General features: G+C 63.7%; 11 protein-coding genes. 1 reads left to right on the plus strand and 10 read right to left on the minus strand.

Translation table 11 applies throughout. From position 1 onward, the window contains the following. Nucleotides 1-2: 2 nt before the first annotated feature. The 4 genes from H8B03_RS01665 to H8B03_RS01680 all read right to left on the minus strand — a co-directional run bounded on the left by H8B03_RS01665 (nt 3) and on the right by H8B03_RS01680 (nt 5,204). The gene (locus H8B03_RS01665) at nt 3-1,043 is read right to left on the minus strand and encodes an AI-2E family transporter (RefSeq protein WP_193139633.1); all 1,041 of its coding nucleotides are present in this window, start codon (nt 1,041-1,043) and stop codon (nt 3-5) included. Between the two features lie 74 nt (nt 1,044-1,117). Beyond that, nucleotides 1,118-1,555, minus strand: coding sequence for a universal stress protein (locus tag H8B03_RS01670; protein ID WP_193139635.1), 438 nt, complete (start codon nt 1,553-1,555; stop codon nt 1,118-1,120). Then, complete coding sequence (locus H8B03_RS01675) at nt 1,552-4,161, minus strand: TRAP transporter permease (RefSeq protein ID WP_193139637.1); 2,610 nt, start codon at nt 4,159-4,161, stop codon at nt 1,552-1,554. Before H8B03_RS01675 ends, H8B03_RS01670 begins: the two co-directional genes overlap by 4 nt. A 74-nt stretch (nt 4,162-4,235) precedes the next feature. Further along, entirely contained in the window at nt 4,236-5,204 is a 969-nt protein-coding gene (locus tag H8B03_RS01680) for a TAXI family TRAP transporter solute-binding subunit (RefSeq protein ID WP_193139639.1), read from the minus strand. A gap of 332 nt (nt 5,205-5,536) precedes the next feature. On the opposite strand from H8B03_RS01680, the gene H8B03_RS01685 reads away from it, so the two are divergent. Continuing rightward, the gene (locus tag H8B03_RS01685) at nt 5,537-6,049 is read left to right on the plus strand and encodes a hypothetical protein (protein WP_193139641.1); all 513 of its coding nucleotides are present in this window, start codon (nt 5,537-5,539) and stop codon (nt 6,047-6,049) included. A 20-nt stretch (nt 6,050-6,069) separates the two neighbouring features. On the opposite strand, the gene H8B03_RS01690 is transcribed toward H8B03_RS01685, so the two are convergent. The 6 genes from H8B03_RS01690 to H8B03_RS01715 all read right to left on the minus strand — a co-directional run bounded on the left by H8B03_RS01690 (nt 6,070) and on the right by H8B03_RS01715 (nt 13,410). After that, nucleotides 6,070-7,035, minus strand: a complete 966-nt coding sequence (locus tag H8B03_RS01690) for an ABC transporter ATP-binding protein (RefSeq protein WP_193139643.1) — start codon at nt 7,033-7,035, stop codon at nt 6,070-6,072. Further along, complete coding sequence (locus H8B03_RS01695; protein WP_193139645.1) at nt 7,032-8,027, minus strand: ABC transporter ATP-binding protein; 996 nt, start codon at nt 8,025-8,027, stop codon at nt 7,032-7,034. The genes H8B03_RS01690 and H8B03_RS01695 overlap by 4 nt, the downstream gene beginning before the upstream one ends. A gap of 1 nt (nt 8,028) precedes the next feature. Beyond that, nucleotides 8,029-8,982, minus strand: coding sequence for an ABC transporter permease (locus H8B03_RS01700; protein WP_193139647.1), 954 nt, complete (start codon nt 8,980-8,982; stop codon nt 8,029-8,031). Continuing rightward, nucleotides 8,982-9,965, minus strand: coding sequence for an ABC transporter permease (locus H8B03_RS01705; protein WP_193139649.1), 984 nt, complete (start codon nt 9,963-9,965; stop codon nt 8,982-8,984). The genes H8B03_RS01700 and H8B03_RS01705 overlap by 1 nt, the downstream gene beginning before the upstream one ends. Nucleotides 9,966-10,073: 108 nt before the next feature. After that, nucleotides 10,074-11,639 carry an ABC transporter substrate-binding protein gene (locus tag H8B03_RS01710; RefSeq protein WP_226925631.1) on the minus strand — a complete coding sequence of 522 codons (1,566 nt, stop codon included), beginning with the start codon at nt 11,637-11,639 and terminating at the stop codon, nt 10,074-10,076. Nucleotides 11,640-11,832: 193 nt separating this feature from the next. Continuing rightward, a complete protein-coding gene (locus H8B03_RS01715) occupies nt 11,833-13,410 on the minus strand; it encodes an ABC transporter substrate-binding protein (protein WP_193139650.1) in 1,578 nt (525 codons plus the stop codon). Nucleotides 13,411-13,444 lie beyond the last annotated feature (34 nt).

Below are 13,444 nucleotides of genomic sequence, written 5' to 3' on the forward strand. Positions count from 1 at the left end.
CGTCAGGTGATTTCGCCATCGCGCGAGGCCAGAACCGCCACCGCCCGTGTCGATTTGAACGAGGCCAGAACGATCATCACGATCGACGTCATCGGCACCGCGATGATCGCCCCCGGCAGCCCCCAAAGCGACCCCCAGACCACCAAGGCCACCAGCACCGTCAGCGGGCTGAGGTTCAGCGACCGGCTCATCACGCGCGGCTCAAGCCAGTTGCCGACATAGACCTGCGCCGCGGTCAGCAGCACAATGGTGGTCAGGATCGTGGTGAGATCGCCGGTGACCAGCGCCCGGTAAAAGACGATGACCCCGACCGCGACCAGCGAGCCGACATAGGGGATATAGTTGAAGATCGCGACCAGAAAGGCCCAGAAAACCGCGTTGTCCATGCCCATCAGCCACATCAGCGCATAGGACACCACGCCCAGAATCACGTTGATCAGGGTCTTGGTGGACAGATAGGTGACGATCTGGTTGTTGATCTTGTTGAACACATGCCGCGCGTTGCCGCGTTCCGTTGTATCCGGCAACAGCATGTCGATCTTGATCGACATCGGCCCACGCTCGGCCACCATGAACACCATATAGGTGCCGATCAAGACCACGTAGCCGCCCGCCGAGGCGACCGAGGTCAGCACTTGCAGCGACAGGTCGGGCACATCCAGCCGATCCAGCGTGATGGCGCGCAAGGTGTCCCAGGACGGCGTGTCATGCAGGCCGAACATGCTGCCGATCCCGCGGGTCAGGGCCAGGATGTTGTCTTCTGTGTCCGGTGCCGTGCGGGCAATGTCGCGCAGGTTCGACACCGCGATCAGGCTGATCGACAAGAGCGCCAGCCCGAACAGGGTCAACGCCAGCACGTAGGAGAACCAGATCGGCAACAGCGACAGCCCAGGCAGCTTGCGCAACCCCTGCGAGGCTCCGATCAGAACGTAGGTCAGCATTACCGCAACGACCAGTGGCAGCAGAACCCCGCCGCCAACCACCAGGAACCACCCCACAAGGGCAGTCAGGGCAGTGAAATGAAAAACGTCGCGAATGTTCATGCGGCCTCTCAAGCGTAGTTGCCCCAGTGCTATCGCGCTGGGGCGTCAAGGCCAAGGCAGCCCAGGGGCGTTTTTCAGTCGCCGCGCACAACGAAGACCGAACAGGTCGAATGACGCACGACCTGCGCGGCATTCGGGCCCAGGAAGTAGTCGCGCAAGGTGGGCCGGTGCGAGCCGATCACGATGACCCCGGCCTTGTCGGCCTGGGCGGCGCGCAGCACCTCTTCATGGACCGAGCCGGTGGCCACGATGTGACGCACTTCGTGATCCACATCTTCGCCCAGAACCGAGCTGATATAGGCCGACAGGTCGGCCTGCGCTTTCTCGATCGCCTTTTCGTGGAAGTCCGGGCTGAAGTAGCTGCCGACCATCGACGCGCCGAAGTCGGGCACCACGGTCAAGACATCCAGTCGTGCCCCGTCCAGCCTGGCGATCTGCGCCGCGCGCAGCAGGACGGGTTTTTCATGTTCGGGCTGGCTCACATCCAGCGCACAAAGAACGATGTTGCTCATGCCGGGTTCTCCTCTAGCCGGGCTGCACGCCCCCTTTGCAGGAAGACTACCCCGGCCAGCAGCAGCAGGGCCGGGATGAAGATCAACTCCTTCGGCAGTTGGCTTGCCGCGGCGCGGGCCGCCGCGACCACCACGGGCGTATCGCCGTAGAAGTCGAAACCACTCATGACGTCGGCGTAGGGCGTGCCGAAGAAGGGTTCTTCCAGAAGCATCTGGTCGCCTTCGGGGGTCAGGACGATCCCGAGGGACTCCAGCCGCTCCACGCCCGGAACACCATCGCCTTCGACCGGCAGGACCAGAACCGTGGATTTCGGCTCTCCGGTCAGGAAGTCCGGTCCAGCAACCTCGATCCGGACCGAGTCGCCCACCGTTGCGCCATCCATCGCCATTTCCAGCTGTGCCGGCGGGATGTCATCAAAGGCCGGCATCAGCCGATCCATGAAGAAGTCCGGGCGGAACAGGGCGAAGGCGATGAACACCAGCGCGACGCTTTCGTAGATCCGGTTCTTGGTCAGGAACCAGCCCATGGTGCCCGCCGTGAACACGAGTATGGCTATTGTCGCGATCACGAAGACCAATATCCCCTGGACCCACCCCACATCGATCAGCAGCAGGTCGGTGTTGAAGATGAACACGAAGGGCAGCGCGATGGTGCGCAGGCTGTAGAAGAAGGCGATGAAGCCGGTGCGAATGGCATCGCCCCCGGACACGGCTGCGGCCGCGAAACTCGCCAGCCCCACAGGTGGCGTCACATCCGCCATGATCCCGAAGTAGAAGACGAAGAGGTGCACGGCGATCAGCGGTACGATCAGGCCCGATTGCGCGCCCAGTTCCACCACGACCCCTGCCATCAACGAGCTGACAACGATGTAGTTGGCGGTGGTCGGCAGGCCCATGCCCAGGATCAGCGAGAGGATGCCAACGAAGATCAGCATCAGCACCAGGTTGCCACCCGACACGAACTCGACAAGGTCGGCCATCACCTGCCCGATGCCGGTCAGGGTCACGGTGCCGACGATCACACCAGCGGTGGCGGTCGCAAGACCGATGCCGATCATGTTGCGGGCGCCGTCGATCATGCCCTGGATCAGGTCCACCACGCCGTTCAGGCCAGCACCGGCCACGTCACCGTTGCCCCGCATGATGGCCTTCAGCGGATGCTGGGTCAGCAGGATCACGAACAGCAGCGAGGTCGCCCAGAAGGCCGACAGGCCCGGCGATTTCTGTTCGATCATCAGGAAGTAGACCAGAACGATGATCGGCAGCAGGTAGTACAGGCCGGACTTGTAGATCTCGGCCACCACCGGCAGTTCGACCTGCTCGGCGTTGGGATCATCCGGCACCAGGTCGGGGCCTTGCGCAGCCAGGTACAGCAGCGCGAAGTAGGCCAGGCACACCATCGCCGCCAGGATCCAGCCCGCGCCCTCGGGCACGGCGGCGGCGATCCAGCCGACCGGGTATTTGACCCCGTAGCAGATGGCCGCGAACCCGATGAAGAACAGGGCCATGCCCAGCACCGTGCGTCCGGTGGAGGTCACCTTGTTGCCCAGCGTCGGCATGTTGCGCTTCACCGCCTCAAGATGGACGATATAGACCAGCGCGATATAGCTGATCGCGGCCGGCAGGAAGGCGTGGGTGATGACCTCGACATAGGAAATGCCGACGTATTCCACCATCAGAAAGGCCGCGGCCCCCATGACCGGCGGCATGATCTGGCCGTTGACCGACGAGGCCACCTCGACCGAACCCGCCTGTTCCGACGAAAAGCCCACCCGCTTCATCAGCGGAATGGTGAAAGTGCCGGTGGTAACCACGTTGGCAATGGAAGAGCCCGAGATCAGGCCGGTGGCGGCCGAGCCGACCACGGCGGCCTTGGCCGGGCCGCCCTTCAGGTGGCCCAGGGCCCCGAAGGCCATCTTGATGAAATAGTTGCCCGCACCTGCCTTGTCCAGCAGCGCCCCGAACAACACGAAGAGGAACACGAATTTGGTCGAGACCCCGAGCGCGATGCCGAACACCCCTTCCGAGGTGATCCACATGTGGCTCATGGCCTTTTGCAGCGAGGCGCCCTTCCAGCGGATCACCTCCGGCACCCAGCCGGCAGATCCGAAGAACACATAGGCCAGGAAGATCGTCGCGATGATCGCCATCGCCGGTCCCAGCGCGCGGCGCGCGGCCTCGAACAACAGGATCAGGCCGATCAGGGCGAACCATTTGTCCACGTTGTCGGCCAGACCGCCCGATTGCACGATCTTGGCATAGAAGAAGAACCCGTACAGCGACAGGAAGGCGCCGCCGACGGCGAACACCCAGTCCTGAATGGGAATATAGTGGCGCGGGCTGGACTTCAGGGCCGGATAGGCCATGAACGCCAGGAACATCGCGAAGGCCAGATGGATCTGGCGCGAGTTGTTGATGAGATCGCCGGGCAGGATGTAATTCGCCACGGGCGAAGCCAGAAGGACCTGGAAGATCGACCAGATCAGCGCGGTCAACGCCAGCATCGAGCCGACCCAGCCTACGGGGTTGCGGGCGCCGGAGTCGGACGAAGAGACGAGCTCCTGCAGTTCCTCTTCCGACAACGGACGATTAGACGAGTCACTCATGCTGCAATCCCCTGGCTTCTTCTGATGGAAGAGAACCGGGCACCGTGGCGCCCGGTTTCAGGTTGGTCTGTCGATTACTCGATCAGGCCCTGTTCCTTGTAGTACTTCTCGGCGCCGGGATGCAGCGGAGCCGAAAGACCGTCCTTGACCATTTCTTCCTGCTTCAGGTTGGCAAAGGCCGGGTGCAGTTTCTTGAAGTCATCGAAGTTTTCGAAGACCGCCTTGACCAGCTGGTAGACAGTTTCGTCCGACACGGCCGTCGAGGTCACGAAGGTCGCACCAACACCGAAGGTTTCGGTGTCGTTGTCATTGCCGCGATACATGCCGCCGGGGATGGTGGCCTTGCGGAAATACGGGTTGTCGGCGACCAGCTTGTCGACCGACTCGCCGGTGACGTTCACCAGCGTGCTGTCGCAGGCGGTGGTGGCTTCCTGGATCGACCCGGAAGGGTGGCCCACGGTATAGACCATCGCGTCGATCTGGTTGTCGCACAGGGCGGCCGATTGCTCGGCGGCTTTCAGCTCGGTGGCCAGAGCGTAATCACCCGTGGACTTGCCCATGGCATCCAGCAGCACCTCGATCGTGGCGCGCTGGCCCGACCCCGGGTTGCCGATGTTCACGCGCTTGCCGAAGAGCTCTTCGAAGTTGGTCACGCCGGTGTCAGAGCGGGCCACGACGGTGAAAGGTTCGGGGTGAACCGAGAACACCGACCGCAGTTCGGGGAAGGCACCGGATTCGGCAAACTGCACTTCGCCGTTGTAGGCGTTGTACTGCACGTCCGACTGGGCGACGCCGAATTCCAGCTCGCCAGCCTTGATGGTGTTGATGTTGTAGACCGAGCCGCCGGTGGATTCGACCGAGCAGCGCAGCCCGTGATCCTTGCGGCCCTTGTTCACCAGACGGCAAATCGCGCCGCCGGTCGGGTAGTAGACGCCGGTCACACCGCCGGTGCCGATCGTGAAAAATTCCTGGGCTTGCGCCATCGGCGCGACAAGTGCGCCGGCAGCCACCGCGGCCGCGGCGAGTTTCGTCTTCATCAGCATCTTGATCTCCCTGATTGATGCGTATTTTCGACAGCCGCCTCCCGATTCCATCGGATATTTTTCAGCGGCCTGATGCCACCGACTCAAGCGGCTTCACGGGCGTGTGTCAACGGCTAGCGCGAAATCCGTGCCAGAATTCAGGGACATGGATGGGGCGACGCATGATATTCGGCACCGAACTCGGGCCGCGACCCTCTGGAAAGGCGTCACTTTCCGCGTTTGTCACCAAGGTCTGGACACTGGCGGCACTGCCGTTGCGAAGCCAACGAACTGGACAAACAACAAGGCCGCGTTCACACAGATCCAGCAATCATGAAGAATGAGGGACACGCATGGACGTACCAACCGGCCTTCTCGTGGCGCTGATGTTCGTAACCCTTCTGACCATGGGGTTTGGCAACATCCTGGCGGCCTTCGCACCGAAGATTCAAGCCAAGGAGCCCTTGTTCATCCACCCCCTGCACGGGCTTTGGTGGGCCATCCTTTGCCTGGTGATCCTTGGAACCTTCTGGCGCTGCGCGGCCATCTTCCTGGTCGAGAACTGGAGCTTCGTCGAATTTCTCTACATGATCCTCGGCGCCGCGTTCCTGTTTTTTGCCAGCACAAGCCTGCCCGGCAATGATCGCCCCGGCCTGTCAAAGCCGTTCCTTGCCAGCCTGGCGGCCTTTCATCTCTGGGGTCTGGGACTCGCGGTTCTGTTCGGCAGTCCGGGTTGGTTGCCGCTTCTGGTAACAGTCGGCCTGCTGGGATTGCTGGTATCCCTGTGGCGCAACCCGGATGCGCCCTATTTTCCACAGCTCAGCTACGCGGTGGCGGGCCTGACCATCCTCAGCCTGATCGTCTGACCCCCGAAGCGGGGGCGCAGCTATTCCGCCAGGTGGCAGGCAACGCGGGTGCCGTGCACCTGCCGCATCTCGGGCCGTTCGCGGGAACAGCGGTCCACCGCAATGGGGCAGCGCGGATGGAAGGCGCAGCCTGACGGCGGGCTGATCGGATCGGGGATTTCGCCTTTGGGCGGCTCCACCTCCCGGCCAAACCCATCCATCTTCGGCGCAGCGGCAAACAGCATCTGCGTATAGGGATGGCGCGGCGTTTCGAACAGCGCGTCGGCAGCGGCTTCTTCCACAAGACGGCCCAGGTACAGCACGCCGATGCGGTCGGCCATATGTTGCACCACGGTCAGGTCATGGCTGATAAACAGATAGGTCAGACCGAATTCTTCCTGAAGATCGCTCATCAGGTTCAGCACCTGCGCCTGCACCGACACGTCCAGCGCCGAGGTCGGCTCGTCGCAGACGATCATCCGCGGCTGCGAGGCCAGCGCGCGGGCAATGCAGATCCGCTGACGCTGTCCGCCCGAAAACTCATGCGGATACTTCGCGGCATCGGCGGCGTTCAGGCCGACCTGGTCCAACAGGCGTTCGGCCAGACCGTTGGCCTTGCCGCCGCGCGCGGTCACCGGTTCGTTGATGATGTCGCGCACCCGCCAGCGCGGGTTCAGGCTGGCAAAGGGATCCTGAAAGATCATCTGGATCTCGGACCGGGCGGCGTCGATCTTCTGCGCGTCGGTTTCCGAGGCCAGGTCGATGCCGTCGATCTCGACCGCCCCTTCGGACGGCGGCAACAGCCCCACGACCATCTTGCCGATGGTGGATTTGCCCGAGCCGCTTTCGCCCACCAGCGCATAGACCGTGCGTTCCTCGATCTCCAGGCTGACATCCGACACGGCGGTCAGCATGGCCTTCGGCAGCCGTTCGATCAGCCGGTTCAGCAGGGGTTTGGAGACGTCGAAAACCCGGCTCAGGCCGGAAATGCGGACCAGCGCGGTCATGCGGACTCCTTGGCGGATGCGTCGATGGGAAACCAGCAGGCGGCGCGTCCGTCGCAGCTGTCGATATGCGGGCTGTCACCGGCGGCGCAGCGCGCGGCGGCGCGGGGACAACGGGGATGAAAGGCGCAGCCTTCAGGCAGCGCGCCCAGCCGCGGCATCGAGCCGGGGATCTGGTTCAGCCGCCGTTTGCCTTGCGACGCCAGCGGGGTCGAGGCCATCAGCCCCGCCGTATAGGGATGGCGCGGCGCGGTCAGCACCTCGCGCACCGGACCGATCTCGGCCAGACGTCCGGCATACATCACCGCCACGCGGTCGGCGGCCTCGGCAATCACGCCCATGTCATGGGTGACCAGCATCACCGCCGTGCCCCGTTCGCGGCACAGCCGCCGCAACAGCGCGATGATCTGGGCCTGCACCGAGACATCCAGCGCCGTGGTCGGCTCGTCGGCGATGACCAGCGTCGGCTCGGCACAGAGTGCCAGCGCGATCACCACCCGTTGCCGCATCCCGCCCGAGAACTCGTGCGGATAGCTGTCCACCCGTTCGGCGGCGGCGGGGATGCCCACCTCTTCCAGCGCGGCGATGGCGCGGCGGCGGGCCTCGGACTTGCCGACATTCAGATGCTCGATGATGGTTTCGCTCAACTGGTCGCCGATGGGCAGCAGCGGGTTCAGCGATGTCAGCGGGTCCTGGAAGACCATGCCGACCTCGCGCCCGCGCTTGCGGCGCATCTGGCTGCGCGACAGGTTGTCGATGCGGTTGCCGTTCAGCCAGACCTCGCCGCCGGCGATATGGGCGGGCGGCGACAGCAGGCCGATGACCGCATTGCCGGCCATGGATTTCCCGGCGCCGGATTCGCCGACCACGCCCAGGATCTCGCCCGGCTGGATGTCATAGCTGACCTGATCGACAGGCCGCAGGATGCCATGGCGGGTCGGGATCTCGACCACCAGCTTGCGGATCGACAGGGTGGGTTGCATGCTTTCACTCATGTCACTTCAACCTCGGGTTCAGCGCATCGCGCAGCCAGTCGCCCAGCAGGTTCACCCCCAGCGCCAGCGCCAGCAGGATCACCGAGGGGAACAACAGGATCCACCATTCGCCCGAGAACAGGTAGCCCTGCCCGATGCGGATCAGCGTGCCCAGCGACGGTTGCGTGGGCGGCGCGCCGATGCCCAGGAAGCTGAGCGTTGCCTCGGCGATGATCGCCAGCGCCAGCGAGATGGTGGCGATGACCAGCACCGGCGACAGCACGTTGGGCAGGATGTGGCGCATCATGATCGCCGGGCCTGACCGTCCGATCAGCCGTGCCGCCTGCACGTATTCCTTGCTTTTCTCGACCATGGTGGCGCCGCGCACGACGCGGGCGAATTGCACCCAGTCGGACAGGCCAATGGCGAAGATCAGCACCCAGATCGCCATCTGGTCGCGATATTCCACCGGGGTGATGCCCTTGGCGATGCCGAAGATCAGCATTGCCACAAGGATCGCCGGAAAGGTCAGTTGCACATCGGCGATGCGCATGATGACCGTGTCCACCCAGCCGCCCAGATAGCCGGCCAGCAGCCCCAGCGTGATGCCAAGGGTCATGGCGAACATCACCGCGGCAAACCCCACGAACAACGAGATCCGCAACCCGAACAGGATGGTCGAGAACACGTCGCGGCCCTGATCGTCGGTGCCCAGCCAGAATTCGTCGCCGGTGAAGGCGTTGGGTTCCATCGGCGGGGTGAAGCCGTTCATCAGGTTCAGCGAGGCCGGGTTGAACGGATCATGCGGCGCGATCAACGGCGCGAAGACCGCCGAAAGCACCAGCAGCAGTACCAGGCACAACGAAATCACTGCCAGCGGCGCGTGGCGGAACGACCACGCAAGGTCGCTGTCCCAGGCCCGGCGCAGGGCGGATGGGCGGCGCGGCGCGGGCGTGCTTTGCGGTAGGTCCGACATCAGTGCCCCCTCTTGCTGGAATCGCTGCGCAGGCGCGGATCGATGGCCACATACAGCAGGTCGACGATCAGGTTGATGCCCACGAACATCACCGAGATCAGCATCAGATAGGCCGCCATGACTGGGATATCGACGAACTGGATCGCGTTGATGAACAGCAGACCGACGCCGGGCCACTGGAACACCGTTTCGGTGATGATGGCGAAGGCGATGATCGAGCCCAGTTGCAAACCGGTCACCGTGATCACCGGCACCAGCGTGTTCTTCAGCGCGTGGCGAAAGTTGACCGAGCGTTCACGCAGGCCGCGGGCGCGGGCAAAGCGGATGTAGTCCTGCCGCAGCACCTCCAGCATTTCAGAGCGCACCAGCCGCATGATCAGCGTCATCTGGTAAAGACCAAGGGTGATGGACGGCAGGATCAGCGCCTTCAGCCCGCTGGTGGTCAGAAAACCGGTACTCCAGCCCCCGATCATCACCGTGTCCCCGCGCCCGAAACTGGGCAGCCAGCCCAGTTCGACCGAGAACAGATAGATCAGCAAGATGCCGATCAGGAAGGTTGGAAGCGAAACCCCGACCAGGGATAATGTCATGACGGTGCTTGATAAGAGCCCGCCGCGCCGGATCGCGGTCAGCACCCCGAAGCCGATGCCGAAGGTGATGGCGAACAGGCCCGACACGGCGGCCAGTTCCAGCGTTGCGGGCGCGCGTTCCAGCAGAATGTCGGACACCGGGCGGCCCTGCCGGTAGGAGATACCGAAATTGCCTTCGGCGGCCTGGCTCATGAACTTCCAGTATTGCACCGGGAAGGGATCATCCAGCCCCAGCACATCGCGCAGCCGTTCGATATCGGCTTGCGTCCGCTCTTGCCCCAGCATGTTGTCGATGGGATCGCCCACGAAGCGGAACATGGAAAACGCCACCAGTCCCACGACCAGAAGGACGAGGACCGATTGCAGCACACGACGGATGATATAGGCGAGCATCGCACCCCCAGAATGTGCGGATCACTTTGATCCGCGTATGCAGACCCGGTCAAGCTTTGCCCGGTCGGATCTGCCTTGTGTTGCCTTTGACGCAGCGTTGGTCGGCGCTCAGTTCACCGTGACCCAGCGCAGGATGAAGAAGTTGTCCGGGCGTTGGGTCAGCGCGATATTGCTGGCCGCCCCCCAGAGCAGCGGTTGCACGTAGAGCGTCACATAGGCCGCCTCGTCCTGCAGGATCGCGGCGACCTCGTCCAGCATCGCCTGCCGCTTGGTGTCGTCGATCTCGGACTGGATCAGCGGCAGCAGTTCGTCCACGCGCGGGTTGGAATAATCGCCGAAGTTCCAGCTGCCCAGCTTCTTTTCGTCGTTGGGCGTGGCGGCCAGGAAGCGGATCGGATGTTCGGCATCGAAGGTGCCCGGCGACCAGCCCAGCAGGAACATGTCGAAATTGTCCTCGCGCAGCTCCGGCCAGTAGCCGCGCACCGGCATCGCATCCAGCTGCGCCTCGATCCCGATTTGCGCCAGCATCGACACCACGGCCTGACAGACGCTTTCGTCATTCAGGTAGCGGTCGTTGGGACACTTCAGCCCGAAAGAGAACCCGTCCGCATAGCCCGCCTCGGCCAGCAGCGCGCGGGCCGCCTCTGGATCGAAGGCCGGACGCGCCGCCAGATCCTTGGAAAAGCCGCGCATCGACGGGCTGACCAGTTGCGAGGCCGGTTCGGCATTGCCGCGCATGATGGTTTGCAGGATCGCCGGCACGTTGATGGCATGAGCCACGGCCTGCCGCACCCGCACATCGCGGAACGGGTTGGGGGCGCCCTGATCGGTGCCGTATTTCAGGGTTTCGGCCTGATGCGCGAAGCCCAGCATGATGACACGGGCCTCGATGCCCTGGATCACCTGCACATCAGGGCTTTGCGACAGACGGGCGGCATCCTGGATCGGCACCGGGTTGATCATGTCGATGTCACCCGACAACAGCGCCGCGACGGCAGTGGCCGGGTTCTGGATCGGGGTGAAAGTGGCGCGGGTGACGTTGTGTTCGGCCGTGTCCCACCAGTCCGCGAAGGGCTCCAGCACGGTTTCCAGGCCGGGCTGGCGCGCCGCCACGCGGAAGGCGCCGGTGCCATTGGCGTTCAGGGTGGCATGGTTTTCGGCTTCCTTGGCGGGCCGCTCGGCAGCGTTATCCGCCGCCCAGCCGCTGTCCATGATCATCCAGTTGGCGATGCTGTCTGGAAAGATCGGGTTGGGCGCGGTGGTCAGGATATCGACGGTATAGTCGTCCACCATGGTGACCCCGGCCACGGGCGCGAACCAGCTTGAGGTATCGGCCTCGGGGGACGACGCGCGCTGATAGCTGAAGATCACGTCCTCGGCGGTGAAGTCGGACCCATCGTGGAAGGTTACGCCTTCGCGCAGGTGAAAGCGCCAGCCCTCGCCGTCGCCAATGGGCTCCCACGCCGTGGCCAGCGCCGGTTCGATGGCCATGTCCTTGCCGCGGCGGACCAGCCCTTCGTAGACGTTGTTGAGAAAGCCCAGAACCGCCGCCGTGTTCACCGCATGCGGGTCCATGGTCTGCGGATCGGTGGTCGAGGCCCAGCGGAATTCGGCGGCCGCGACTGGTGGGGCAAGGGTTGCGGCCAGTCCGGCGGCAAGCATCAGGGAACGCATGGTCAAATCTCCTCTGGTCGTCGTGGCCGCCAGGCCGGGGGGCCAGCTTGGACATCCGGCGCACCGCGCGTCATCTCACGTCACCGTGAAGCCGTCTGCGGCAGCCGAAACGTCTTGGCGGTCAGAAACACGTGAAATCCCCCGTTGCCGGGGGATTTCGAACGGGATGTCTCCCGATTGGGCAAACGCCCTGTCACTCGATGGTGACGTATTTGATCTTGGGCTGATCTTCGGGATCGGGGTTGACCTTGACGTTGGCCTTGGCGCCCCAGTTCAGCACCTGGTGGTGGATCGGCAGATACAGGGTCTCGGCCTGCACCACGTCCCAGATGTCGCTGATGGTGGCATCACGTACGGTCAGATCGGTTTCCGAAGCCAGCGACTGGATCTTGGCATCCAGTTCCGGGTTGGCATAGCCGGTGGCGTTCCAGGATCCGCGATCATCGCCGCGGCTGTGGACCAGGAAGTTGAAGATGTATTCGCTGTCATAGGTCGGAACACCCCAGCCCAGCATGTAGAAATCCGTGGTGCCATTGGCGATCAGCGGGAAGTGCTGCGCCTTGGGTTTGGCATCCAGGTTCACGGTGATGCCGATCTGGGCGAACATGCCCACGACCGCCTGACAGATGCCTTCATCGTTGATGTAGCGATCGTTCGGGCAATCCAGCTGGAGCGAGAACCCGTCACCATAGCCGGCTTCGGCCATCAGTTCCTTGGCCTTGGCGATATCGGTGGCAGGCACGGCGTCCTTCTCGGCGGTCCAGCCGTTGACGAAGGGCGGCGCGATCATGCCGGCGGGCTGCGACTGGCCACGCATCACCACCTGCTTGATGGCGTCGCGGTTGATGGCCATGTTCATCGCCTGCCGCACGCGGGCGTCGGCCAGCGGGTTTGCGCCTTCCACGTCGTCACGCTCGATGTCGGCGGCGCCCATGTTCAGGCCCAGGAAGATTACCCGGTTCTGCGGCGCGGTGCGCACCTCAAGCCCGTCGGTTCCGGCCACGCGGCCCAGATCCTGCACCGGCACGTCCTGGATCAGATCCACCTCGCCCGACAGAAGTGCCGCGACACGGGTCGAGGCGTTCTGGATCGGGGTGTAGATGATCTCGGTCACCTCCAGCGGGAACTGGCCCTTGCCCCAATAGTCGGGGAATTGCTTGAGCACGGTCTTCACGTCCGGCTCGCGGGTTTCAACCATGTAGGCGCCGGTGCCATTGGCGTTCTTGGCCGAGAACGTGTCCTCGCCGCCTTCGAAGTCCTGCACCTTCTCGGCGTTGTTCGCCTTGGTCCAATCCTCGTCCATGATGAACAGGTTGGTCAGGTTGTTGGGCAGGATCGGGTTCGGCCCGTCGGTTACGAATTCCACCTGGTAGGGGCCGGTGGCGCGCACTTCGACGATCGAGTTCAGCAGCTCTTTCATGTCGCTGTCTTCGGTCTGGGCGCGCTGGAACGAGAACACCACGTCCGAACTGTCAAAGGCCGCGCCGTCGTGGAAGGTCACACCTTCGCGCAGGTTGAAGACCCAGACATTGGGATCATCGGCCTTGGGCGCCCAGTCGGTCGCCAGCGCCGGTTCCGGGGTGCCGGTGGCATCGCGGATGATCAGCGGCTCATAGATCTGATGGGCGATCGTGTGGGTCGGGCCTTCGTTCTGGGCGTGCGGATCGAGCGTCAGGCTGTCGCCGGCGCGGGCCCACCGCAGGGTCTCTGCCTGCGTGGACAGTGCCGTGCTTGCCAGAAGCGCCGCCGCGAGAAGAGTCGTCTTTTTCATTGTTTTGAGCTCCCTGTTTTTGTCGGGGCAGACT

This window comes from Meridianimarinicoccus sp. MJW13 (genome assembly GCF_014901205.1).
Taxonomy (GTDB): Bacteria; Pseudomonadota; Alphaproteobacteria; order Rhodobacterales; family Rhodobacteraceae; genus Meridianimarinicoccus.

Excerpts from the sequence above, each read along its gene's own strand:
- H8B03_RS01700 (WP_193139647.1), bottom strand. The coding sequence starts at position 8,982 with ATGTCGGACCTACCGCAAAGCACGCCCGCGCCGCGCCGCCCATCCGCC.
- H8B03_RS01705 (WP_193139649.1), bottom strand. The coding sequence starts at position 9,965 with ATGCTCGCCTATATCATCCGTCGTGTGCTGCAATCGGTCCTCGTCCTT.
- H8B03_RS01710 (WP_226925631.1), bottom strand. The coding sequence starts at position 11,639 with ATGCGTTCCCTGATGCTTGCCGCCGGACTGGCCGCAACCCTTGCCCCA.
- H8B03_RS01695 (WP_193139645.1), bottom strand. The coding sequence starts at position 8,027 with ATGAGTGAAAGCATGCAACCCACCCTGTCGATCCGCAAGCTGGTGGTC.
- H8B03_RS01690 (WP_193139643.1), bottom strand. The coding sequence starts at position 7,035 with ATGACCGCGCTGGTCCGCATTTCCGGCCTGAGCCGGGTTTTCGACGTC.
- H8B03_RS01715 (WP_193139650.1), bottom strand. The coding sequence starts at position 13,410 with ATGAAAAAGACGACTCTTCTCGCGGCGGCGCTTCTGGCAAGCACGGCA.
- H8B03_RS01685 (WP_193139641.1), top strand. The coding sequence starts at position 5,537 with ATGGACGTACCAACCGGCCTTCTCGTGGCGCTGATGTTCGTAACCCTT.
- H8B03_RS01670 (WP_193139635.1), bottom strand. The coding sequence starts at position 1,555 with ATGAGCAACATCGTTCTTTGTGCGCTGGATGTGAGCCAGCCCGAACAT.
- H8B03_RS01665 (WP_193139633.1), bottom strand. The coding sequence starts at position 1,043 with ATGAACATTCGCGACGTTTTTCATTTCACTGCCCTGACTGCCCTTGTG.
- H8B03_RS01675 (WP_193139637.1), bottom strand. The coding sequence starts at position 4,161 with ATGAGTGACTCGTCTAATCGTCCGTTGTCGGAAGAGGAACTGCAGGAG.
- H8B03_RS01680 (WP_193139639.1), bottom strand. The coding sequence starts at position 5,204 with ATGCTGATGAAGACGAAACTCGCCGCGGCCGCGGTGGCTGCCGGCGCA.